Source organism: Rhizobium sp. AN68, assembly GCF_030758035.1.
GTDB classification, from domain to species: Bacteria; Pseudomonadota; Alphaproteobacteria; order Rhizobiales; family Rhizobiaceae; genus Agrobacterium; species Agrobacterium tumefaciens.
In genome coordinates, this window is record NZ_JARWMI010000003.1 from 1,994,930 (window position 1) to 2,016,909 (window position 21,980).

Consider the following 21,980-nt stretch of genomic DNA (forward strand, 5'->3'; position numbering starts at 1 on the left):
GAGAATAATGGTGACGCTGACGAGACGGTCAGGTCCGTATTTTCCGCACCATGGTCTCCGGGCCGAGTAATTCCGTGTCGAGATCGACTTCGACGAAACCGTGCAGGATCATCTGGGCCAGTCCGGCGATTGGCTTGGTTTCGGTAAAAATCGTCAGGCACTCGGCGACTGTTAGATTGCCGTAATCGTTTAGGGTTGCGAGCACCCGCAGCCGGTCTCCCAGCGCCAGACCGTGACCGCCGTAGGACAGCAGGTCCTTGGCATTTTGAAGGCGCGGCCCCTCGTAGACTTCATCGGCAAGCAGACGGCGATAATGCGAGCCCGCTGTCTCGGCAGCCGCCGCAATTCCGTCGGTGTCGATAGGCAACACCCTGTCCGGACTGTCGACAAGCATCCTTCCACCGTCGTAGTTGACGATGCCGAAATCGGGGACGTGAGCTACTGTGCCACAATCCAGAGAAACAGGCATGCAGTGCCACGAAACGACGGCTGGATTGACATCCAGCAGACAGGCGGTGTCACGCGCAACTTGGGACCGAAAAATCGATGGACCCTCGCATTTGATAGTGGCGGCGGGAGCAAATGTACGGATGGACGCCGACTGACGGCTGGCGCGAACCGATCTCGCGCGCTGTGCGATACCCATATTAAAAACCTCAGACTAAACGTGGCTGATCATCGCCGCGATTGTCGCAGCGAAACGGAATCAACCTATTCGTATGAGGTGGGTCATCTTTTGCATGCGAGAACAATTAGTGAACAAACATCGAAAGGTCAATACGTCCCTTCAGATTTTTATTGCGTCGAAAATTGCTATTGGAAAAGCTGTAGAAGTGTCGATGGTTGGGAATTGGCGATTTGCAGTCCATTGATCGCCAGTTGCTGCTGGGTCTCCAGCGCCCTCAGCTTGACCGCCGTCACCTCCATGTCAGCATCCACGAGCCTTCCGATGCCCCGTGTCGCGGCGTCGATCCGCTTCCTGTTGTTCTCGTCGTACAAGTCAAGCGACGACTGCACCGACCCCACGTAGGCCATCTTGGAGGTCAGCTGCTGGATTTTGCTGTCGATGCCGGCGACGAGGTTGCTGTAGAGGCCCTGCCTGTCCGATCCGAAGCGGGCGACATGGTTTTCGATCGACTGGAGGATGTAGGTGGGACTGACCGGGTAGGCTTCCGGATCACCCGCGGGATTTGAGACGGGGATGTTGAACCAGTAGATCGCCGCAGGGGTGAACGATCCCGGCGCGTCGATGATGTCGCTGCCGTCGAACAGGGTCTGCTCCGGGTTAAACTCCCCTGGATAGGTTGTCGGAAAGCTACCGAAGTCGTCGTTCAGAAGCAGGGTGTCCATGGCACTGACGTCCATCGTCTGTACCCCGCCATCCGCGTATCCGATGACGAAGGAGAATACCTGCTCGCTCGCCTTAACGTCCTCGTTCTTGCCGTGGTAGATCATATTCACGCCCGCAAAAGACGCCGACAGCATCGCCGCCCTCGCCTGGTCCTGAAGCTGCTGTATCCTCACGTCGATCTTGTAGACATCCGGCTGGGCGTATTCCGGATCGAGACTGAAGGTCGGCTTGATGGCATCCTTCATTCCAGGCTGAGGCATGTCGCTGGCGGTGATGGCGAGGTTCCTGATCTCGACGAAGGATTGCCTGACGGTTTCCATCGCCGCATATGCGGTATCCACGATCCCCATGGCCAGCCCGAGGCTGTCGGTGATGACACCCATCGCCTTGACGTCCGACCGCATCGTCGTCGATATCGACCAATAGGCGGCGTTGTCGGCCGCCTTTGCCACCTGGAGGCCCGACGACATCTGCTGCGACGCGCTGGAGAGCTGCTCGCCGATCCCGCGAAGCGTACTCAACGCCGTCATTGCCGAAACGTTTGTCAGGATGCTCGTCATTCAATATCCGTATCTGCAATTTGGAACATTGAAGCCGTATGCCGGCTTCAATGACAGATTTCGGATATCGGCGTTAACAACTGCGGCAAATCAGGAAGGTAGAAATACCCTCTCGCGAAGATTTCCCGTGCACTTCCTCCATTTCACCAAGTCCGTAGCTTTCAATTTGGTTGCCACGGAGAAGCTACTGGCTATCGGGTCGCAACGCTCGGATAACGGCGCTAGCCCTCGCCAAAGCAACCTCCGCCGCCTCCAGCTCGATAGAGATTTTGAACAAGTCACGGCCGGATAAATTCAGGAACTCATGAAGAACTGCGTCGGAATTTTTCGCAAGAAGAACAAGTTGCGAACCATTCGGCGCTCGAGCGCCAGCAAGCCAGTATTTTGCGGCCCGTTCACTTGCTCCGGTCCATTTCATGATCGTTTTTGCTGCGCGAGCGCTGTTACCAAGTTCGGTGCGAAGTGCCCGAGCTATAGCAAGCGTATATTCGCGCCGAATCTCCGCCGCATTAGGCGGAACATTTGTGCCCGTTGTCCGAACCATGTTTCCAACCTCTTCGAGATATACTTCTGTTGCCCCCAGCAACCGTTATCGAGAATTCGTGACAAATGATGGTCATTGATTGGAGTCAGAAGGGCGGCCAGACGGCGACGTCCGACACCAGCAAGGTTCCTGCCGCAACTTATGTTCGTATGTCCACCGAACATCAGAAGTACTCGACTGACAATCAGATGGCGGTGATACGGCGTTATGCCGAAAAACACGGCTTCGAGATCGTTCGATCCTATGCCGACGAAGGAAAAAGTGGACTTCGTCTAGTAGGACGCGACGCATTGCAAAATTTGCTCTCGGACGTCGAAGGCGGCCGTGCGAACTACAGGGTCATTCTCGTTTACGACGTGAGCAGATGGGGACGTTTTCAAGACCCCGATGAAGCAGCCGAAGTGGAATTGCGCTGCAAGCGGCACGGCATTCTCGTCCATTATTGCGCGGAGCAGTTTGAAAACGACGGCAGTATGGGGTCATCTATTATCAAAACCGTGAAACGGGCGATGGCAGGTGAGTACAGCCGCGAGCTGTCCGTCAAGGTGTTCAACGGTCAAGCAAATCTCATCCGCCTGGGTTACAGACAAGGCGGCGCGCCAGGCTTCGGTCTTCGCCGCCAGCTCATCGACCAGAGTGGCAACAGCAAAGGCGAACTCGCTCGCGGACAGCATAAAAGCATCGCGACTGACCGCGTCATCCTCGTGCCCGGTCCAGAGCGGGAATTGGCAATTGTCCGAAGGATATACGATCTCTTTGTAAATCACGAAAAATCCGAAGCCGAAATTGCAGCCATTCTCAACGAAGAAGGGGTGCTAACAGACTGGGATCGTGAATGGACAAGAGGTACCATCCATCAGGTCCTGATCAACGAGAAGTACGTCGGCAACAATGTCTGGGGACGCACCTCTTTCAAGCTCAAACAGGCGCACGTCCACAATCCCGAGGAGGCTTGGATACGTGCCGACGATGTTTTCACCAACATCGTTTCGAAAGGTGTTTTTTTACAAGCAAGGACAATCATCGCATCTCGATCTGACCGCCTTTCCGACGATGATATGCTGCGGAAACTCGCTACGGTGCTCGGTCAACAAGGCTATCTCTCCGGCTTGATAATTGACGAGGCAGAGGACTGCCCATCAAGTAGTTCATATGCCCATCGCTTCGGCAGCCTGCTAAGAGCCTACGCGCTGGTCGGTTTCGTGCCTGATCGTGATTACCGATATCTTGAAATCAACCGAGCACTCCGAAGAATGCATCCATTGGTACTAAAAGAGGTGATCGATGGCATTCGTCTAGCTGGGGGTATCGTTCAGCAGGCAGCGGAAACGGACCTTTTGACAATAAACCAGGAGTTCTCCGCCTCGATCGTAATTGTTCGATGCATTCAAACCGCGTCTGGGGCGTTACGCTGGAAGGTGCGCCTCGACAGTGCCCTCCGACCCGACATCACCGTGGTCGTCCGCATGGGCCTCAACAATGTCGATGCGCGAGATTACTACCTGCTGCCATTGCTGGACATACGCGACGCCGTGTTGAGACTATGCGAGTTCAATGGGCTGTCGTTTGACGCATATCGTTGCGACGGCCTCTCCAAATTTTACGCGATGGCAAAGCGACGCCCATTTATGGAGGTAGCTCGATGACCGCTGTTCCTGCACAAAAGGTGGAAATGATCCCCATTGACCGCATCACGGTCGTGAACCCGCGTATTCGAAACAGAAAGCACTTCAAAGAAATTGTCACCAACATTGGACAGATCGGTCTGAAACGGCCGATTACAGTGACCCGTCGTATGGAGGCCGGCGGCCCGTTTTACGACCTTGTGTGTGGTCAGGGACGCCTGGAAGCCTTCCAGGAACTCGGTCAGGAATACGTTCCGGCGCTCGTCGTCAGCGCGAACAAAGAGGACTGCCTGATTGCCAGTATTGTGGAGAACTGCGCTCGGCGTCAGCATCGTGCTATCGATTATCTCCATGACATTGGCGCGATGAAAGGACGAGGTCACAGCATACCTGAGATTGCCCGCCTGACAGGTCTGACGCCGGAATACGTCCACGCCGTTGTTCGGCTCATGGAAAAAGGTGAGGAGCGACTGCTGCGGTCGGTCGAGACTGGCCAGATACCCTTCAGTGTCGCTGTTCAAATTGCCGAAGCCGAGGAACACGAAGTACAGGCCGCCCTCCAAAACGCGTACGAAAACAAATTGCTACGCGGTAAAAAATTGATGGCCGCGAAGCGCATTGTCGAACAACGCCGCCGACGTGGCAAAGGTCTGAAGTTTAGTATCAAATCAAGGTCTCAACCGCTGTCGTCCGAAGCGCTGGTTAAAGCTTTTCAGGAAGATGTTGATCGCAAGCGGATGCTGATCCGGAGAGCTGAGGCCGCCAAGGCGCGCCTTACGTTCATAACGGAAGCCTTGAGAAAACTCCTCGCCGACACACAGTTCACCGGCATACTGTCGGAAGAACACCTGGTCACCCTTCCGGAAGCCCTGGCTTCGAAACTGGAACACCAAGAAGGAACGTTCTCGTGAGTCCCACCTCTCGAAAACCTCTCGTATCACTATCGTTCGAGAACACGAGCCTCAGAATTCCTATCGATGAAATTATGCCTCTCAAGCAGCTCAGCGCATCAACTCTGAAATCGGTCAAATATGCACAGATCGCAGCCTCGATTGCCGAGTTGGGCATCATTGAGCCTCCGGTCGTAATTCGGGACAGGGAGGTTCCTGACAAGTTTCATCTTCTTGACGGTCATATCCGAGTAGATGTCCTGGCCAGAAATGGCGAAACAGAAGTGGTGTGCTTGGTAGGTACCGAAGACGAGGCCTACACATACAATCGCCGCGTCAGCCGTCTGGCGACCATACAGGAACACAAGATGATTTTGAAAGCGATCGAGAAAGGTGTTCCCGAGGAGCGTTTGGCACGAGTACTGGACGTTAATATTTCCAGTATCCGCCACAAGAAAACTCTGATTGGTGGGTTATGCGACGAAGTCGTAGATATGCTGAAGGAAAAGCACGTCCCGTTAAACACGATTGGTGAACTCAAAAAGATGAAGTCGATGCGTCAGCTCGAGGCCGCCCAATTGATGATCGCGATGAACAAATTCACGGTAACGTATGCAAAGTCACTTGTGGCCTCGACGCCAGACAACATGCTTTTAAATCCGAAGAAAAAAATTGGCGGATTAAGCGAACAACAAATTGAGCTTATGGAACGCGAGGCCGCGACGCTCGACCGGGAATTCAAAACCATAGAACAGGACTACGGAGCCGATCACCTAGACCTTGTTCTCGCTTCTGGTTATCTCGGAAAATTGCTAGGGAATGCTCGTGTGGTGAGATATCTTGCGCAGTTCCACCCGGACATCTTGTCCGAATTTCAGAAGATCGCCGATCTTCGGAAGGCAGCGTAACAAACGATTGGCGGCATCAATCGCTATTTTGATAATCTGGCTATCCCGAGATGGTTTCGCCACGGGCCTGTGGTTTACTTCGAGCCAAGCGGCTGATTCCTCTGAGCACGGTCCGAGGATGGACGTTGTAATTTCTAGCAACTTCCCGGAGTGATACACCAGAATTTAGCGTAGCACGGATTTCCATGCATTGCACCTCGGTTAGCGCGGGACGCCGCCCGGGTAATTTCCCTCGCGCCTTCGCAGCCGCAATGCCGGCGATCGTTCGCTCCCGGATCAATGACTTCTCGAATTCCGCAAGGGCCGCGAGAATGTGAAATATCAACTGACCTCCCGCCGACGACGTGTCTATGCTCTCCGTCAGGGAAACCAAGCCTATCCCACGGCGCTTCAGGGATTCGACCATGGAGATCAGGTGAATGATTGATCGTCCGAGACGATCAAGTCTCCATACAACCAGAATATCTCCGCGTCGAAGCGCCTTCAGCATCGAAGACAAGCCACCACGTTGTTCGTTGCTCCCCGACACACCGTGATCTTCGAATATACGGTTACATCCCGCCAGACGTAGTGCGTTTCTCTGTAAATCAAGATGCTGGTCAACAGTTGAAACGCGCGCGTAACCGATCCTTGTCATGTTGCCGATGAAGCCTTCCATTTCACACATTCCAGATCACGACTTGACAGAAACGAACGGTTTCGCGGGAGGGGCATTCAGTCTCTCGTTCAAGTCTTGAATTTAACAATGAGAGGCAATTACGCGTAGAACGACAACCTCCCGTCCGTCGTGACAAAACCGTTCGTTTCTGTCCGCTTTGACGGACATCAATTGAAGCCTAATGTCTCATTTTCCGATCTCGTGAGGCGACTCACGGACGCGTGGCTGGAAAGCTCGAGCCAATCGGTCTCTTCAGACGTAATCTGCCGCTCCGTGAAAGACCTCCTCAAAGTCAACATGGCGTTAATCGTCGTTGACATGGCGAGAGCACCGCCCGACTGGTACATGGATTTCGTCCAACAATATGGGATTCCAACGAGTCTGGTAGACGCCATAGGTCTCCAAGCGGCCGGTAGCCTCCGTGACGTTTCGAGGGGTCTCGAGCGACACATTATTGAAGCCTGCGAAAAGGCGGTCGGAGACGGGCGACCGATTACTGGAAGGATCGATCGAGTATTTCAGGATGCACGGGTTGTCGCCAGCGGCATCGTCGTGCCCGATCCGTCGGCAAAAAAGGCGTGGTGTGTCATTCTCTGTGAGGTCCACTCCATCTCAGCCGTCGTGCAAGACGTTCGTTTCGACGACATTGATCTGTCAATTATCCAGCTACTGCGAGAAGGGCTGTCCGCGCGCGAGGTCGGCAATCTGCTAGAGTTGTCGCCGAGGACGGTGGAACACCGTATTGAACGGATGAAGGCTCGCGCCGGGGTGAAATCGATTGTTCCGCTGTTGACCATGAGAATGTGACGGCCGCATCTCGTGACGGATCAGTCGCCCCAACTGACAAACTTGAGGGTGGAATTACTGTTCATATTGTAGTCGACAACCCTGCACCCGTTTTTCTCCCGCACAGGCGCAGCCCCTTTTAAAACAAGGGTGTGCCATCCTTGCTGATGGCCAGAAACCCTATACTGAGCAGGATCGCAGCCATCCTTGAAGACATAAGCGTTTCCGCGGATCACAGCATTATCGTTGTACGGGTCCCAAGGCGCGTTGGCTTTGAATAGTAAAGCACCTGGTTTGACGGTGCCAGCGATCGACTTTTTGGGATCGCGATAGATGATGGTTCCCTTACTGGGTGATACGATCACCGCCGATCCGTTGTGGTCGAAGACTTCACGGTTGTCGACCGACGTCTGCGCGTCCGAGGTGAAGTATTGATCGGTCGGCTGAGGGCCGCAGGCCGGCAACATCGTGCCGGATGAATAGAGGCGACCGTCTTTTTGACGCGTCAGATAGAAATAGTAGTTGCCGTAGGGGTCTCTAGCCACAGGGCCTCCGAACCCCTTGTCAAAGACCGCATCAACCGACCATGTGCACGCTGACCCCTTGCCCTCGATTGAAAAGGTGATCCGCACCACCGTTCTCGATTTCATGTCATCGATATCGAGGTGGCAGGTTTGGTCATTGCCGCAGTCCCGTGACCAGCGCCCCCGGAACTCTTCATGGCTAGCAACCCTGTCCGCAGCGGCGGTCGAAGCCGAGATCGACAGCAGGATGATAGATGTGATGACGGTCGATTGCATGCAGCGAACTCCTGTGATCTTGACGATACCGACCACCGTGGAAAGGCGGTCGGCACTCGTGTCGCGCGGCATGGGCGGCAGGCGACCGCGCAAATCATGACGTGGTTTCAAGTGTGGGCTCTGTCAGAGCTTGGGTGCGGGAGCGGCGCTACTCGTGTTCTTCGCCCTCGCAGCATCTATCCTTTTTCGGGCATCCTGGTTGTCGACGTCGAAATCACGGACGAGATCAAGGTGGTTCATCATACCCATGTCGAGTTCAGTTGCGAGACCGGTCTCGGACCCGCGGACTGAAAACTCAATGTACAAGCCGCAGAAGGCCGCGCTCTTTTTGGCTTTTCCCGCGGTATGGTCATCCAGTCCTACTGGGAAGTCATTCGTCCCGATACAGCCGAGCGATGACTTGATTTTCTCAGCAGGCGCATCGGCAGATGTGAATTTCCAAGCCGCCCAGATGCTGTTCCCGTCTTTGTTCGCATATGACGGTTCGCCGTATTTTTCCACGGCTGCTGCATAGACCGCGTCCGTGGAGGGACGTTCCGATGGCCTGAATTTCAGTTCACGACGAACAGCGAAGAGTTTGTTGCCGCTTCCGGGCCCCGTGAAGGCAAACTGCATGCGTTCGTGTTCCATGTCGTCAGGACGGCTCAGGTCATTGTACAAGGTCCGTCCGTTCGCAACCCACTCAGTGCCTTCCGGAAGCTTCCATTTCGAGAAGCTGTATTGGCCGTCTGGACGCAGTTCCTGATACCTGGCGACAACCTGATCGGCATTCATGCCGAGCGCCATTCCGTTAATGTCGAATTCTGCGGCATGGGAAGCCGCCGTCGCCGCACTTAAAAGCAGGGCCGATAAAATGATGTTTTTCATTTGATGCTCCAGAAGAAACGCGGATTTCGCGATTATCGACGACCAGTCCAGGCCTGCCACACGCTGCCGAGTACAAGCAGTCCAAGTGCGACGCTACCGCTGCCCAGTGATAGTCCGCCAGACATCGAAAACTGACGCGCGGCCGCTGCGCCCAGCATCTGCGACATTTGCCTATTCGCGTTAGTCATCTCATTCATGCCATTCAGCAGCGTTGCGATGACGTAGATCGCGCTCCCTACGGCGACCGCCAGAGCTACAATCTCGACGAGCCGTTGGTATGGTCGCAACTGCGGTGCCAGTCGGCTGCCGATGCCAGCGAAAAAGGCCAACGGCAGGAGGTATGCGACGCCGCCAAGAAGATGAGGCGAAGGAAGCGCCAGGCCGCCACTGAAACCCATGACCTTGAGATTGGCGATCGGAAGTGAAATTGCCGCAACCGAGAGCGCAGCCAGTACTGCCGAAATTACGACTTTGTTCCTGTCCACGGACGGAATCGGGTTTTCATGCGTATGTGTCAAAACCAGCCCCTTGTAGATAATACGATGGGGCCGAAATCGCCCCGTCGCGGACAATCGGGGAGCCGCCTTACCGATGAGAGAATTTCCGAGGGGGAATTTACCCTGCGACGAAATTCAGGACTTCGTTTTTCGGCACATCGTCAACATGGCACTGATAGGCCAGGGTAAAAATACCCTGTGCGGCATCATGGAATCCGACTATTGGCAGACATCAATTTATGGATTTCATATTTTCGACAATGGCCAAAGAGACACCGTTCAGTGCGGTTACGCGCACGATGATAGACAACTGGCTCCAAACCAGCCCCAAAGATGCCGCAAGACCGGAGACGGTCTACAACGATATCCTCGGCCATCTTTCAATCAAGATGCGGCTGACCCTGTTCACCGTAACAAGCGACAATCCGAAGAAATGGCACATGAAAGCCATCCGCCATTCGGGCTTTACTTCTCGTATTTTGAACATCAACAAGATTTTCGCCGACTGTTATGTCGAGGATTTCAAAGACCAGAAATACATGGAGGATGCGGTTATTCCGAGACTTCGCCAGGTCATGGAATGGCAGCAGCCATCCATGGAACTGGTGAAAACGCGGCTATTCGGCGTCAACCTTGGTTATGATCGTATTCTGATACCGCAGAAAAATACGGCGAGACCGCAATGGGTCATCTCATCGTCCTACGCGCAGTTCCTACTTAGCCCGCCTCAACAACACGAGAAACTGGATGTCGCCGACGAAGCCATCGTCCAGCTTCTCATTGAAGGAGCCACGGCAAGGGAGATCGCGGAGACTCTCGGCGTATCACCACGAACAGTAGAACACCGAGTTGAACGTTTAAAGATCAGGTATGGTGCCCGCAATACTGTCCATTTGATTGCGATGCTCGTGACTTCGCATGCGGAAAAGATGGCGGAGTCAAAGTAACGACAATAGGGACCTCCTGATACGATTGTGGCTTGCGTCCTCCTCCTGCAGGATCGATTTCGGTCGAACCGCTCGCGCAAGCTTCCTGTGGTTATCGTGGATAGCAAACGAAATGTTGCGAGTTTCCATGGACAGAGGTTCCACCGAATGCTTTGGGAACAGCCGCGAGGGGAACAACATGCAGCGGTTCTGGATCAACATCGACGGAAACATTGAGGAACACACAGTTCCTGAAAGCATCGACGAGGTTATGCCTGGTGTCTGCTGGGGCGGTCCGGACGAGCTCTTCACGCCTGCGTTCTGGAAATACCAGTCCGAAGCCCAGATGCGTTGCAACCGCTATCGTGATCATCGGCTCGGTGACACGCTACTTGAAGAGATCGCAGTGTGCCTCCTTGGCGGCTATGGAATTCCTGCCGAGATGGGAATGGTCGCGTTCGAACGCCTTCGCAAGGACGGGCTACTTGATGGTCACGCTAGCGAGCAGGACATTCTCGACGGGTTGCTCGAACCTTTCAGTGTTGAAGGCAAGTTGAGACGCTACCGGTTCGCTGGTCAGAAAGCTTCATACCTAGCCCGTTCTTTGGCGACAGCGAAGAGCTTCTCCATTGCCGTCCCTGAGCGCGTACTCGAGGAGCAGCTGCTCGGTTTACCGGGAATCGGCCCAAAGACCGCTTCGTGGGTTGTCCGAAATCATCTGAATTCGGACGAAGTCGCCATAATAGACGTCCATCTCCATCGTGCCTGCGTGATGATGAACGTTTTCGACGCGGACTCCCATCCCGCTAAAGACTACTTCGGTCTCGAAGACCTGTTCCTGAAATTCGCGCAGGCTATAAAAGTGCGAGCCAGTGTTCTTGATGCTGTCATCTGGGACTTCATGAGACGGATCGGGCCGACTGCAAGGCCGATGAAGATCGCCGCACCCACTCAACTCCAACTCGCGCTCTGACTTCTCACGCTGGACCGCGCTGTCCTATCAGTGCGACCCCGACACCGAGATAGTGGTGGTTTTCGGGAAGAAGTGCGTCAGCGAAGTCTTGCCCAAGGATGCCGAGGGGGCAGAAGCCGAGATCGTATGCTTCGCTCGCCAGCGCCAGCGTTTGCAGAACAGCGCCAGCGTCGCGCCAAAGTAATGACTCCGGGTTCTCGTATATTGTGGATGTTAGGTGGACATCGGCCATCAGGGCGATGGCGTGACCGTGTGCTGATGGGAGTACGGTTGCGCAATCCCTCAACCCCTTTGAGAGGAGGTCCAGCTTGCGCGGTTTGATAGCGAGGAATGCGTCATTGTTGTCGTCGTATGAGACCGTATATCCATCGCGGTCGATGATGACAGACTTGATGGGATGAAGCGCGCCAGCGGAAATCACGCGTTTCAGCTTGCGTCCCATATGCGATCCGGTCCCGATGAAATCGCTTTTTAGGGCTTCCCGAACCACCGATGCCACCCGAGACAATGCGGCGACCTGCATCTGTCGGGTTGAGCGCCGCGAGCGCAGGACGTCGGCAAAGTCCCGTGGCTGACAATCCATGCCAAGTATCGCAAGCTTTCTGGGTTCGTACCAGCTAGGCTCGGAGACCACGGGAATCTTACCTGTAGGGCTCGGATCAATAGGGGACAACGCCAATCGCCTTCATTGTGAGGTAGTGCTTCTCGCAACCCCGACAGTAGCCGCACGCATAATCGCTCTTGTGACAGGAGTGCGACCAGGCGAGGATATTCATAGGTATCCCCGAAACTTGCACGAGTTCCTCGGCGGAATAGGCGACCGCGGGGGCCTCCAGTCTCAGTCCACCTTCCTGCATCGACAATAGTGCACTTAACGCGTCCACAAACTCCTGACGGCCATCGACGTGGAACCCATCGGTTCGCAACGCTCCGATTTCGAGAACATTGATCTTGTGCTTGATGCACTCCATTGCCGCAATGGTGACTAGCATCTGGTTTCGGTAGGGCCACCATTCGCTGGCTGGTGCATGGGGGTCGGCTGCGGTGCCAGCGAGGTCACCGCTCCCGAGTGCCGAGAGATCGCAATGAATGATCTTGTGTTCGATAGCAAGCGCCGCGCAGACAGCGGTGGCTGCACGGATTTCCCCAGCTGCTGCTTTATGGCCATAATCGATGGTGATCGCGAGATCGGGTTTACGCCAGTAGGCAATCGATGTGGAATCCATGCCGCCTGACAGGAGGAGGGCCCGCCTCATGAGCGCCACGCTATCTGGAAAAGCGCGCTGACATAGTCTTGATGGAGATGTGCGTCCGATCCCTTTGGCAACTTGAGATCAACGTCACGCATATTCTGGGCAACGCAAAACACGGGTTTTCCAAGGGCGCGCGCGTAGCCGACCTCGAATACGGTTCCGGGACTGCTCCCGTTCAAAATTGCGAAGACAGCGTCGCATTGAATGATCGCGGCAAGGTCTTGCTTTACCACTATGTCCGCTGTACCAGGTCCGATATCGTGGATGGGGCTGAAGACGCTCATTCCCAACCCTTGAAGCTGGTCTCTCGCGTCGTCGATCATCGTCCGCTGACCGAGTTCCCTAAACGGTCCGGCGAGATAAATATGGCCGCCTGCCTTTGCCGCAGGCTTACGCGCAGTAGGTTCAAAGTTCATCGGACCGATCGGAAGCATGCGTGTTTCGACATAGTCCGCTGTCGAACGGCTGGCGTAGTCCGCAGCCTGTGCTGGTGACGCTCCATTTATCGCCCAAGCGAGCGCGAACGCAGCAACAAAGACGTCACCTGACCCAATTGTGAAAACGTTCTGCGTTACGTAAGCGGGGACGTGGTTCGAACCTGCAGCCTCGTAGACGGACGCGCCGTTTATACCGTCCTTGACGACGATCACTTCTGCCTTTTCGGCTTCGAACAAGAAGGATATCGCAGCATCGATAGATGCCGACTTCGCAAGGGCGAGTATCTCCCCGCGGTTGGCTATGATTGCGAGATGCTCGGCCGCCGACCCAGACGCCGAGAAAGGTATTGGGTTAAGAGACGACTGCGGGTCGTAAATAACGTGACCACCTGACACGACTGGATCGCTCTCGAGCATTCCGAACTTTATGATTACGTCGCCCGAAACAGGGGGCATGCTCACTTGCGGAACATTCCGCCCCGGTTTGATCTTTGGCACCGAAAGGCAATGCAGATATTCGAAACCGATCGATTGTCTCCGGGGAGTAATGCGGAGATTGATTTCCTCGGACGTAAAGATTGCGTTCGCGGTTACGAGTTCCTCATTCGCCAAGGCACTATGGAGATTAATCCGCGAGACGTGTCCGGTTAACGCAGACGTCGCGCGGCCTGCCGAGCCGTACAACTGATCCCAGTATGGAAAGGCGCATTCCTCTCGGTAAATACCACCAACAATATCAATCACGCTCATGCCGGATAGATTTCCACGGTTACTGCGCCACCATTGATCTGCGTCACCCGGGCGAGGTATTGCTGTCCGGCATTCAGGCATTGGATGATGACTGGCAAGCGAGTCGACGTAATTGCACCTGCTATGCCCGTCGGGGCTTGGGCGACGACACGTGGCCCAGTTTGAAGTACCGTCAGAATAGCCCCGACTGAAAGGGTACTAACTACAGCCATGTTCGGAGATGCGAGAATGGTTTCTTCCGTAAACATGCAAGGGTTGGGCGCGGCAGCTCCGCCACCACCACCTCCTTGCCCCAGGGAGGGCGTCGTCGATGCCGGTGTCCACCTCGGGTCATTATTATCGCTGTTACTGGGGCCTGATCCAGACATTTCGTAGCTCCTCCTTTGCAGGTGAGCCAGAGTATCTTTACTTTAGCGGCAGTCAATTGGTCAGGTTGTATTTTAACATTGGGCTGTACTGCTGATACATCCGTCGCCTCTTCCAAAAAATTATCTCGAAAGCCTGATTGACTGGTAGGACTACATTCTCCGCTACTCGCCAGATGTGTAAACTGGCAGTGCCCAATCCGGTGGGTCATAGGCCTTCGATCTTTTTATCTCGCCAGTGAAACCCGTTGCGGATTTGATCGCTGCCTTGTCCGCCACCCAGTTGGCACGGTTTCTGTTTGGGTCAGCCATAATCTGCGTGACCAGTGCGTGGGGGTCTACCGGGTATCGGTACAGACCGCGCTCGTCGCAATCGGTGGCGTTACCAAAGTAGAGCAGCCGCACTTCGCTCTCATGCTTAAAGGTGTATCGCTTCAGGAGCAGAGTGCGGGCAAATCCCACAGCCGATATAGACAGCGATCCGCCTCCACCAAGGAACGCTTTCAGGTCCTTCTCTTTCCGGTACGCGACCTTGCCGAGGAAACAGGTGTCCTGTGGCATCGTACGGTGTGCGTCAGACAGCGCGGTAAGCAGTTTACGAGGGGTCGAGCGGATACGGAGAAAACGATGCTTGGGATCATTGGCGTATATCCCCCACATGGCCTCCGACAGATAGTCCCTAGTCCAGCACTGGCCTACAAAGTCGTTTTTGAGGGCGAAATCAAATCGTTCGCCGTTCAAGATGCCACCTAGCGCCAATTGAAAGTTTTCAAATTTATCTTTCCAGTTATGGACTTGGCTGAGAACGTTCTGCTTTTCGGTGAAAAGGTCGATAACGTGCTGCTGCTTCATTATGCGATAGATTGGCTTGTCTAGTTCGTTATCAGTCAAGTTCAGAAAATTTAGAGCTGTCAAATCTGCCCCCAATACGCATGGCCTCGAGTCACTCATGGCCTCGGTAGGATTTTGCCGAATTACGCCCGAGTGACAAGCGATGCCAGTCATTCTACACCTTGGCGCGTATTGGCCGCACGCAGGGTGGCGGGGAAGTTGGCGGCCATCGTTCGCAAGGTCTCCGAGCATGTCAGTCTGAACGGACCGACGAAACTGACGTTCGAGGTCACCCACGAAGCGCGGCCGCTACAGCTGTTCTGCGCCGACGCCCCGTGTAGTCGAAGGCTCTTGCACCGAGGCCCGCAGGATCGTTGGCTCGTCGAAGAGCAAGTTCGTTCAGCATATCGATGTGGGAGTGCCATGTCTTCAAAGTGCTGTTTATGACAAACAGAACGAAGTCCTAAACCCGAGAGTGCTTGGACCTACGAGCGTGAATACCAACCGGCTCAATTGCCGCAAGAAATTTCTGGTTATGAAGAGTGTTTCTTCAGCCTCATTTTCGCAACCACGGCTTGCTTCAGTTGACGAAACTCCTGCGCTCGCGTGATCTATAGGTCATTCGATTCGAGGAGAAATCTATGGCATCGCATCCGTATATCTCTGGCCCGGGAAACATCACGCAGATGATCGGTTTCCTGCGGAAGAATTTCCCCGCAACCGTGAGTTCGGACACCGTCAAGAAGTACCAACTTGCTTCAAACAACGAAAGTTATGTCATAAACGCACTGCAGTTCATCGGCATCATCGACGAAGAAGGCAAGCGGACCGATAAAGGACACGAGGTTCTCCTTTTACCTCAAGGTGAATTCGAAAGCGCGTTCGCGTCTTTGGTACGCGAAGCTTACACTGACCTTTTCGAAATAAGGGGCGAAGAGGCCTGGACCCTAAGCAAGGCCGAGCTCACTGCGTATTTCCGTACCAACGACAAGACCAGTGAAGTCATCGGCGGCAGACAGGCCGGGGTCTTTCAGGTCTTCAGCGTCCTTGCGGGCAACGAGCAGCAGACGACACCCGCCAAGCCTCGTGCGGCATCATCCAACGGCAACTCGAAGTCCATCAAGCCCAAACCCGCGAAGGTGAAGCCTGCGGAGACAGCAACGGAAGCCACCACTGCTCCAGTTTCCGTTCACACGTCATCGAGAAGAGACATGGCATTGACGGTGCGCATCGAGATCAACCTGCCCGCGGAAGGGTCGCAGGAGACCTACGACAACATCTTCAAGAGTATAAAGGCCAATCTGATCGATGTTTAAGAACCTGATCCGGTTCGAGCGGATTGCCAGAACAGCGCGGAATTTCCAGAGCATATCCCCGCCGTCGACGCCCGACGTCCATCCTTTCGATGAGCGAAACATCCACTCTGCGATCATCGTAGTGTCCAAGACGCTGTTCGACGACGGTCACTATTCGCAGGCGACGTTCGAAGCCTTCAAATTCCTCGACACGCACGTGAAGAAACTCTCTGGCGTCAACGACAGCGGCTACGGCCTTATGATGAATGCGTTTGGGGACAAAAATACCAAGATCAAGCTGACGGACATGGTCTCTCAGAGTGAGCAGGACGAACAGAGCGGTTACAAGTTCATCTTCGCGGGCTCGATGTCGGCGATACGAAACCCGAGAGGCCATGAGATAATTCATGACTCCATCGACCAATGCCTGGACCATCTTTCCATGGCTTCGACGTTGCTCCGGAGGATCGAGGAGAGGAAATACCCGTAATGGCGAACGATGAACCTCGGAGGGCGTTATAGCGGTTTTGGTCAACTCTCGGGAAAAGCCGGCTCACCCAACGGTGACAATGGAATTTAATCAATGAAATCAATGCTCTTCAGGTCAATCGAATTGACGAAAAAATCATCTAGTCTGACGAGCTAGAGGAAAATGGTGGGCCCGGAGAGACTCGAACTCCCAACCAAGCGGTTATGAGCCGCCGGCTCTAACCATTGAGCTACAGGCCCTTTCGGAAAAATTATCCGAAACACCGGCTTCGCAATGGTTCGAATCCGGTGGGTCACGCTCTAACGTAATTTTTACGGCCCGACAAGCCATTGATGCTATCGCAAGCTGCCGTTGCCGTATTAGCTTCACAATCTAAGGCAATACCCTGCAAAGGGACACAATCAACGAGGAAACACCATGACGACGACAAAGGCCCGCCTTTTCGCACTTAGTGCATTGACCGCAGCAGCAATGATGCCGCTTGCCGGTAATGCCCTTGCGCAGGATGCCACCCCGCGCGAAGCAACCATCAGTGTTTCCGGCGAAGGTCAGTCGGCAATCGCGCCCGATATGGCGATCCTGTCATTCAGTGTCGTCAAGCAGGCGGAAACGGCGGCTGCGGCTCTGACAGAGAATTCCAAGGCGCTCGCCGAGGTTCTAAAATCGCTGAAGGCGTCCGCCATCGAAGACCGCGACCTGCAGACGAGCAATTTCTCCGTGCAGCCGCTTTATAAGCATTATGAACCGAAAGACGGCGTTTACGTTGCACCGGAAATTACCGGCTATCAGGTTTCCAACGGACTGACCGTGCGCGTACGCGACCTGAAGAAGCTGGGCGAGATACTCGATACCTCCGTCAAGCTCGGTATCAACCAAGGCGGCGATATTACCTTCACCAATGACAAGCCGGAAGCAACCGTGACCGAGGCTCGCAAGCAGGCGGTTGCCGATGCGCTGGCCAAGGCAAAAACGCTGACGGAAGCGGCGGGCGTGAAGCTTGGACGCGTGATCCAGATCAGCGAGAACATGCAGCGCCCCATGCCGGTGCCGCAGACCATGATGCGCGCTTCGATGGCGAAGGAGGCCGACAGCGTGCCGATCGCTTCGGGTGAGAACAGCTACAGCGTGGTTGTCAACGTCACCTTCGCCCTGGGCGAATAAAACAGTCGGAGCGGCGGCATTGCCCGCCGCCCGCATTTGCCGAACGGCTGCGCGCAACCGCCACCCGAGAGGCCACAAAAAGAAACGCCCCCCGCCTGTCATTAACAAGCGAGGGGCATTTTTTTTGATCCGCGCGAAGGGCGGGGGATTTCCGCGGATCAATATCAGCCGTTTAGCGACGGATCACCGGGCAACCACGCTCATTGGCGAAGAAGATGCGGTCAGGGCCGCGACGGTCGAAGCCTGCAACCACGACACGGCGCGGCGATACATCGACAACGCGCGCGCGGCGAAGACCCATGCGGCTAGCCTTTTCCTCCGCAAGCCGCGGCGAGCAACCGTAACGCGGGCGGTCAGGACGGCCCCAACCCGGACCAGGACGATCGGGACGACCCCAGCCCGGGCCGCGGCCTCTGTCATGACCGTATCCATCCTGAACCTGAACTCTGAGCTGAACATCCGGGCCAGCCGAAGCAGCTGGAGCGGTGACGGAAATTCCGCCAAGGGCGATGAGGGCAGCCAGGCCGGCTTTTGCGAAGGTACTGAACATGAACTCACTCCGTTTGTTTCTGCGCCGGCAGGGACGTCCCCCGGCGATTGACGAGACCCTAGACCCGCCCGCCTGAACGCCGACAGAACCGCATGTTCAGCAGACGTTCAGAGACATTAACGGGAAAACGAAAGGAAAAGGCAGGGCTTTTGACGGGAATCATGGGGAGATATGCAGAACGATTTCACGGCGGTGCGGCCGGTCGCGATGTTCGAAAAGATAAAGGCCCTGCCATGTGCCAAGGGTAAGCCTGCCATCGCTGATCGGTACTCCGATGGAAACCGCGGTCAGGGCCGATTTGATGTGAGCAGGCATGTCATCAGGGCCTTCGAGCGTGTGGACGACCCAGCGCATGGAGACATCGTCGGAAGGTGGCACGAGGCGGGAAAAAAATACCGCCAGATCACGCCGGACATCCGGATCGGCATTTTCCTGGATAAGCAGGGAGCAGGATGTGTGCCTGACGAAGACGGTCAAAAGGCCTTCGTTCACGCCTGCCTCCTTCACAAAGCGCTCGGCCTCGGACGTAAATTCGTAGAGCCCCTGCCCGTGGGTGGTGGTAATGGTCATTTTCTTCTGCGGCACGTTATTTCCTTTAGAAAATTCGGAACAAATTAGGCACTGCAAACGTTGGACCATGTCGAATTGTAACTGATGGCGAAAAGGCGTGCTTCCATGACATGGCGGCTGCCTTTAATAGAACGGAATACCGGCGTCACGGTTGCAAAAAACGGGGAAGGATTGGCACTATCAGAATGAACCATTCAGGCTTTCCCGTCTGCGGACGACTAAACTATTTTCAGTGCAAGACAGGCAGAGGGTGCGAGAGATAGATTCATGGCATCCACTGATTATAATGTCGACCTGACAAATTGCGACCGCGAACCCATCCACATTCCAGGTTATATTCAATCGCACGGCTGCCTGATCGCTTGCGATAACGCCATGCGCATGGTCCTGCGACACTCGGAAAACTGTCGCGAGATTTTGCGCGTCGATGGCGATATCAACGGCAGAACCGCCGAAGAAGTGCTTGGTAAAAATCTCGTCCATGACCTTCGCAACGCACTCACGGTAACTGGCAGAACCACCCGCCCTGCCATGCTGCCCAATATGGAACTGCGCGATGGTCGCAGCTTCGATATTGCGCTCCACCGCTATAAATCCACGACGATCATCGAATTCGAACCGTCGGGGAGCGAGACCCAGCCGCTTGGCACCGCACGTAAGATGGTGGACCGCATTCGCGAGGCAGACACGGTCGAAAGCCTGATTTCGAGAACAACCCGGCTGGTAAAGGCGACCTTGGGTTACGACCGGGTGATGATCTACCGTTTCGAGGATGACGGTGCAGGCAAGGTCGTGTCGGAGGCAAAGCAGCCGGAACTGGAAAGCTTTCTCGGACAATATTTTCCGGCAAGCGACATACCGCAGCAGGCCCGCACGCTCTATCTTAAAAACACACTGCGCATCATCTCCGACGCCAGCGGAATACGAGTTCCCGTATTGCCCGCCATCGATGTGTCTGGTGAACCGCTTGATCTGTCATTCGCGCATTTGCGCAGCGTTTCTCCCATCCATTGCGAATATCTTCGCAATATGGGCGTTGGTGCCTCCATGTCGATTTCGGTGATCGTCGATGGCGCCCTGTGGGGTCTTATCGCCTGCCACCATTATTCGCCACGCGTTCTGACGATGTCGGTCAGAATCGCCGCAGAAATGTTTGGAGAGTTTTTCTCCATGCATTTGCAGGTCCTTAAGCAGAAGCGCAAACTCGATACCGTCAACCACGCCCATGCCGCTCTAGACCGCTTCCTGCGGCTCGCCGCCCATCACGCGCACATCGAGGAACTGCTGATCGACAGTTTCCAGGATTTTGCCGATCTGATGCCATGCGACGGCGTCGGGCTTTGGGTGGACAACAACTGGCACGGCCACGGCGCAACGCCGCCCGCGGATGCCATTCCAAGGCTGGCGCGCTTCGTAACCTCTGTCAGTGAGGGAAGGGTCTGGGCAACCCATGCCATCTCGCAAGCCATACCGGAAGCGGAGATTTATGCAGATATCGCAGCCGGAATGCTCGCCATTCCGCTGTCGCAGGTCAAAAACGACTATCTGCTGTTTTTCCGCAGGGAGATCGTGCAGAACCTGAACTGGGCCGGCAACCCGGAAAAATCCTATGAGACCGGTCCGCTCGGCGATCGTCTCACGCCGCGCAAGAGCTTCGCGATCTGGAAGGAGACCGTGCGCCTGCAGGCGCAGCCATGGTCAGATGCGGACCGGGAAATTGCCGAAGCCGCAAGAATAGCGTTGGTCGAGGTCGCATTCCATCACAGCGAGCTGATGGCGGGCGAAAGGGAGCGCGCGGAAGTGCGCCAGCGCATGCTGAACGAGGAACTCAACCACCGCGTCAAGAACGTTCTCGCCATTATCAAATCGCTGGTCGGCAATCCCTCGCAGGAGGGTAAAACCCTGCAGGAATATGTCGGTGCGCTGAAGGGTCGTATCCAGGCACTGTCCTTTGCCCATGACCAGATCATTCGCGGTGAAGGCGGCGGGTCGTTGCGCGACCTGCTGGACGCCGAATTGTCGCCGCACCGTTCAGCCGAGGCTATTGTTGATCTCGCCGGACCACAGGTCACGCTCGATTCGCGCGCATTTTCCGTCATGGCCCTCGTACTGCATGAACTGGCGACGAATGCTGCCAAATACGGCGCGCTTGCGCAGACCGGCGGAAAACTGGATCTGCGCTGGGAAGTCGACGAAAACCGCGATTGCCTGATACATTGGCGCGAAACTCTGCCTACCAAGCTGCCCACACCATCACGCTCCGGGTTCGGCACGGCGCTCATCAGCCGCAGCATCCCCTACGATCTGGGTGGACGCAGCACCATCCGGTATTTGCCTGATGGGCTGGAGGCGGAAATTCTCCTGCCCTCCCGCCATATCTCAGCAGTCATGACAGCTTCCGAGATGAAGACGGAGGATGACACCGTACCACAACCCAGACGGTCCAACCGGGAGGAAACGTTGAAAATATTGCTCGTAGAAGACCAGATGCTGATCGCCATGGATGTGGAGAACATGCTGGAAGACAACGGCATCAAGACAATCGAAACCGCGACCTCCTCGGCAATGGCCATCGAGAAGCTGAAGAGCTACGTGCCGGATGTGGCTATCCTCGACATCAATCTCGGTTCCGACACCTCCATCGCCGTCGCACGCGAGCTTCACCGCCGCGGCATCCCCTTCCTGTTCGCCACCGGCTATGCCGATGCCAGCATGGTGCCTGACGACTTCGGCAACGTGCCTGTTATCAGGAAGCCGTACGACGAGGATGCGCTGATGGCGGGTATCGGGCTGTTGGTCGGTGATACGGAGAGGGTGTAAGCTCCCAGCCCTGCTGACCGAGATATGTCCAGACTGGACGTCATCCTTGGGCTTGTCCCAAGGATTTAAACAC

General features: G+C 55.3%; 22 protein-coding genes and 1 tRNA gene. 10 read left to right on the forward strand and 13 right to left on the reverse strand.

The genetic code is table 11. The features are described from left to right. Positions 1-28: 28 nt before the first annotated feature. Together RBH71_RS22820 and RBH71_RS22825 are read right to left on the reverse strand one after the other, a co-directional pair. Entirely contained in the window at positions 29-469 is a 441-nt protein-coding gene (locus RBH71_RS22820) for a hypothetical protein (protein WP_323687509.1), read from the reverse strand. Positions 470-813: 344 nt separating this feature from the next. Further along, positions 814-1,911, reverse strand: a complete 1,098-nt coding sequence (locus RBH71_RS22825) for a flagellin (RefSeq protein ID WP_323687510.1) — start codon at positions 1,909-1,911, stop codon at positions 814-816. Positions 1,912-2,523: 612 nt separating this feature from the next. Here RBH71_RS22825 and RBH71_RS22830 point away from each other — a divergent pair. The 3 genes from RBH71_RS22830 to RBH71_RS22840 are packed head-to-tail and all read left to right on the forward strand — an operon-like array spanning position 2,524 to position 5,878. After that, on the forward strand, positions 2,524-4,101 hold the full coding sequence (locus RBH71_RS22830; RefSeq protein WP_323687554.1) for a recombinase family protein: 1,578 nt from the start codon (positions 2,524-2,526) through the stop codon (positions 4,099-4,101). After that, the gene (locus RBH71_RS22835; protein WP_113082016.1) at positions 4,098-4,991 is read left to right on the forward strand and encodes a plasmid partitioning protein RepB C-terminal domain-containing protein; all 894 of its coding nucleotides are present in this window, start codon (positions 4,098-4,100) and stop codon (positions 4,989-4,991) included. The genes RBH71_RS22830 and RBH71_RS22835 overlap by 4 nt, the downstream gene beginning before the upstream one ends. Next, a complete protein-coding gene (locus RBH71_RS22840; RefSeq protein WP_111803383.1) occupies positions 4,988-5,878 on the forward strand; it encodes a plasmid partitioning protein RepB C-terminal domain-containing protein in 891 nt (296 codons plus the stop codon). The genes RBH71_RS22835 and RBH71_RS22840 overlap by 4 nt, the downstream gene beginning before the upstream one ends. 40 nt (positions 5,879-5,918) lie before the next feature. Here RBH71_RS22840 and RBH71_RS22845 read toward each other — a convergent pair whose 3' ends face one another. Next, the gene (locus RBH71_RS22845) at positions 5,919-6,536 is read right to left on the reverse strand and encodes a recombinase family protein (protein ID WP_323687511.1); all 618 of its coding nucleotides are present in this window, start codon (positions 6,534-6,536) and stop codon (positions 5,919-5,921) included. Positions 6,537-6,665: 129 nt separating this feature from the next. Between RBH71_RS22845 and RBH71_RS22850 the strand changes: the two genes are divergently transcribed. Beyond that, a complete protein-coding gene (locus RBH71_RS22850) occupies positions 6,666-7,343 on the forward strand; it encodes an AsnC family protein (protein ID WP_323687512.1) in 678 nt (225 codons plus the stop codon). Positions 7,344-7,363: 20 nt separating this feature from the next. On the opposite strand, the gene RBH71_RS22855 is transcribed toward RBH71_RS22850, so the two are convergent. Genes RBH71_RS22855 through RBH71_RS22865 form a run of 3 tightly spaced genes read right to left on the reverse strand, consistent with a single transcriptional unit; the run spans position 7,364 to position 9,507 of the window. Beyond that, positions 7,364-8,233, reverse strand: coding sequence for a hypothetical protein (locus tag RBH71_RS22855; RefSeq protein ID WP_323687513.1), 870 nt, complete (start codon positions 8,231-8,233; stop codon positions 7,364-7,366). Positions 8,234-8,245: 12 nt separating this feature from the next. Further along, a complete protein-coding gene (locus RBH71_RS22860; RefSeq protein WP_003506635.1) occupies positions 8,246-8,989 on the reverse strand; it encodes a hypothetical protein in 744 nt (247 codons plus the stop codon). A 32-nt stretch (positions 8,990-9,021) separates the two neighbouring features. Next, positions 9,022-9,507: a hypothetical protein gene (locus RBH71_RS22865; protein ID WP_323687514.1), complete on the reverse strand. Its 486-nt coding sequence runs from the start codon at positions 9,505-9,507 to the stop codon at positions 9,022-9,024. Between the two features lie 239 nt (positions 9,508-9,746). Between RBH71_RS22865 and RBH71_RS22870 the strand changes: the two genes are divergently transcribed. Together RBH71_RS22870 and RBH71_RS22875 are read left to right on the forward strand one after the other, a co-directional pair. Beyond that, positions 9,747-10,433 (forward strand): helix-turn-helix transcriptional regulator, encoded by a 687-nt coding sequence (locus tag RBH71_RS22870; RefSeq protein ID WP_323687515.1) that lies wholly within the window; start codon positions 9,747-9,749, stop codon positions 10,431-10,433. A gap of 127 nt (positions 10,434-10,560) precedes the next feature. Beyond that, positions 10,561-11,385: a hypothetical protein gene (locus RBH71_RS22875; RefSeq protein WP_323687516.1), complete on the forward strand. Its 825-nt coding sequence runs from the start codon at positions 10,561-10,563 to the stop codon at positions 11,383-11,385. Positions 11,386-11,389: 4 nt separating this feature from the next. On the opposite strand, the gene RBH71_RS22880 is transcribed toward RBH71_RS22875, so the two are convergent. From RBH71_RS22880 to RBH71_RS22895, 4 genes are all read right to left on the reverse strand, one after another. After that, the gene (locus tag RBH71_RS22880; RefSeq protein ID WP_323687517.1) at positions 11,390-12,019 is read right to left on the reverse strand and encodes a hypothetical protein; all 630 of its coding nucleotides are present in this window, start codon (positions 12,017-12,019) and stop codon (positions 11,390-11,392) included. Between the two features lie 25 nt (positions 12,020-12,044). Continuing rightward, a complete protein-coding gene (locus RBH71_RS22885) occupies positions 12,045-12,641 on the reverse strand; it encodes a 7-cyano-7-deazaguanine synthase (protein ID WP_323687518.1) in 597 nt (198 codons plus the stop codon). Then, positions 12,638-13,825, reverse strand: coding sequence for a PfkB family carbohydrate kinase (locus RBH71_RS22890; RefSeq protein WP_323687519.1), 1,188 nt, complete (start codon positions 13,823-13,825; stop codon positions 12,638-12,640). Before RBH71_RS22890 ends, RBH71_RS22885 begins: the two co-directional genes overlap by 4 nt. 530 nt (positions 13,826-14,355) lie before the next feature. Continuing rightward, entirely contained in the window at positions 14,356-15,105 is a 750-nt protein-coding gene (locus tag RBH71_RS22895) for a hypothetical protein (RefSeq protein WP_323687520.1), read from the reverse strand. 557 nt (positions 15,106-15,662) lie between these two features. Here RBH71_RS22895 and RBH71_RS22900 point away from each other — a divergent pair. Together RBH71_RS22900 and RBH71_RS22905 are read left to right on the forward strand one after the other, a co-directional pair. Then, positions 15,663-16,337, forward strand: a complete 675-nt coding sequence (locus tag RBH71_RS22900) for a DUF5343 domain-containing protein (protein ID WP_323687521.1) — start codon at positions 15,663-15,665, stop codon at positions 16,335-16,337. After that, a complete protein-coding gene (locus tag RBH71_RS22905; protein WP_323687522.1) occupies positions 16,330-16,806 on the forward strand; it encodes a TIGR02391 family protein in 477 nt (158 codons plus the stop codon). Before RBH71_RS22900 ends, RBH71_RS22905 begins: the two co-directional genes overlap by 8 nt. Positions 16,807-16,969: 163 nt before the next feature. Here RBH71_RS22905 and RBH71_RS22910 read toward each other — a convergent pair. Continuing rightward, a tRNA-Ile gene (locus RBH71_RS22910) sits at positions 16,970-17,045 on the reverse strand. 178 nt (positions 17,046-17,223) lie between these two features. Here RBH71_RS22910 and RBH71_RS22915 point away from each other — a divergent pair. Then, positions 17,224-17,967, forward strand: a complete 744-nt coding sequence (locus RBH71_RS22915; RefSeq protein WP_003513348.1) for an SIMPL domain-containing protein — start codon at positions 17,224-17,226, stop codon at positions 17,965-17,967. 172 nt (positions 17,968-18,139) lie between these two features. Here RBH71_RS22915 and RBH71_RS22920 read toward each other — a convergent pair whose 3' ends face one another. Together RBH71_RS22920 and RBH71_RS22925 are read right to left on the reverse strand one after the other, a co-directional pair. Continuing rightward, entirely contained in the window at positions 18,140-18,517 is a 378-nt protein-coding gene (locus RBH71_RS22920) for a hypothetical protein (protein ID WP_003513350.1), read from the reverse strand. Between the two features lie 159 nt (positions 18,518-18,676). Then, complete coding sequence (locus tag RBH71_RS22925; RefSeq protein WP_003513351.1) at positions 18,677-19,102, reverse strand: secondary thiamine-phosphate synthase enzyme YjbQ; 426 nt, start codon at positions 19,100-19,102, stop codon at positions 18,677-18,679. Positions 19,103-19,354: 252 nt separating this feature from the next. Between RBH71_RS22925 and RBH71_RS22930 the strand changes: the two genes are divergently transcribed. After that, positions 19,355-21,907: an HWE histidine kinase domain-containing protein gene (locus RBH71_RS22930; RefSeq protein ID WP_003513355.1), complete on the forward strand. Its 2,553-nt coding sequence runs from the start codon at positions 19,355-19,357 to the stop codon at positions 21,905-21,907. Positions 21,908-21,980 lie beyond the last annotated feature (73 nt).

What these genes read in the sequence shown, in the direction of transcription:
- RBH71_RS22860 (WP_003506635.1), bottom strand. Translation starts at nt 8,989, where the DNA reads ATGAAAAACATCATTTTATCGGCCCTGCTTTTAAGTGCGGCGACGGCG.
- RBH71_RS22845 (WP_323687511.1), bottom strand. Translation starts at nt 6,536, where the DNA reads ATGGAAGGCTTCATCGGCAACATGACAAGGATCGGTTACGCGCGCGTT.
- RBH71_RS22900 (WP_323687521.1), top strand. Translation starts at nt 15,663, where the DNA reads ATGGCATCGCATCCGTATATCTCTGGCCCGGGAAACATCACGCAGATG.
- RBH71_RS22820 (WP_323687509.1), bottom strand. Translation starts at nt 469, where the DNA reads ATGCCTGTTTCTCTGGATTGTGGCACAGTAGCTCACGTCCCCGATTTC.
- RBH71_RS22835 (WP_113082016.1), top strand. Translation starts at nt 4,098, where the DNA reads ATGACCGCTGTTCCTGCACAAAAGGTGGAAATGATCCCCATTGACCGC.
- RBH71_RS22905 (WP_323687522.1), top strand. Translation starts at nt 16,330, where the DNA reads ATGTTTAAGAACCTGATCCGGTTCGAGCGGATTGCCAGAACAGCGCGG.
- RBH71_RS22930 (WP_003513355.1), top strand. Translation starts at nt 19,355, where the DNA reads ATGGCATCCACTGATTATAATGTCGACCTGACAAATTGCGACCGCGAA.
- RBH71_RS22875 (WP_323687516.1), top strand. Translation starts at nt 10,561, where the DNA reads ATGGACAGAGGTTCCACCGAATGCTTTGGGAACAGCCGCGAGGGGAAC.
- RBH71_RS22830 (WP_323687554.1), top strand. Translation starts at nt 2,524, where the DNA reads ATGGTCATTGATTGGAGTCAGAAGGGCGGCCAGACGGCGACGTCCGAC.
- RBH71_RS22885 (WP_323687518.1), bottom strand. Translation starts at nt 12,641, where the DNA reads ATGAGGCGGGCCCTCCTCCTGTCAGGCGGCATGGATTCCACATCGATT.
- RBH71_RS22920 (WP_003513350.1), bottom strand. Translation starts at nt 18,517, where the DNA reads ATGTTCAGTACCTTCGCAAAAGCCGGCCTGGCTGCCCTCATCGCCCTT.
- RBH71_RS22825 (WP_323687510.1), bottom strand. Translation starts at nt 1,911, where the DNA reads ATGACGAGCATCCTGACAAACGTTTCGGCAATGACGGCGTTGAGTACG.
- RBH71_RS22890 (WP_323687519.1), bottom strand. Translation starts at nt 13,825, where the DNA reads ATGAGCGTGATTGATATTGTTGGTGGTATTTACCGAGAGGAATGCGCC.
- RBH71_RS22915 (WP_003513348.1), top strand. Translation starts at nt 17,224, where the DNA reads ATGACGACGACAAAGGCCCGCCTTTTCGCACTTAGTGCATTGACCGCA.
- RBH71_RS22870 (WP_323687515.1), top strand. Translation starts at nt 9,747, where the DNA reads ATGGCCAAAGAGACACCGTTCAGTGCGGTTACGCGCACGATGATAGAC.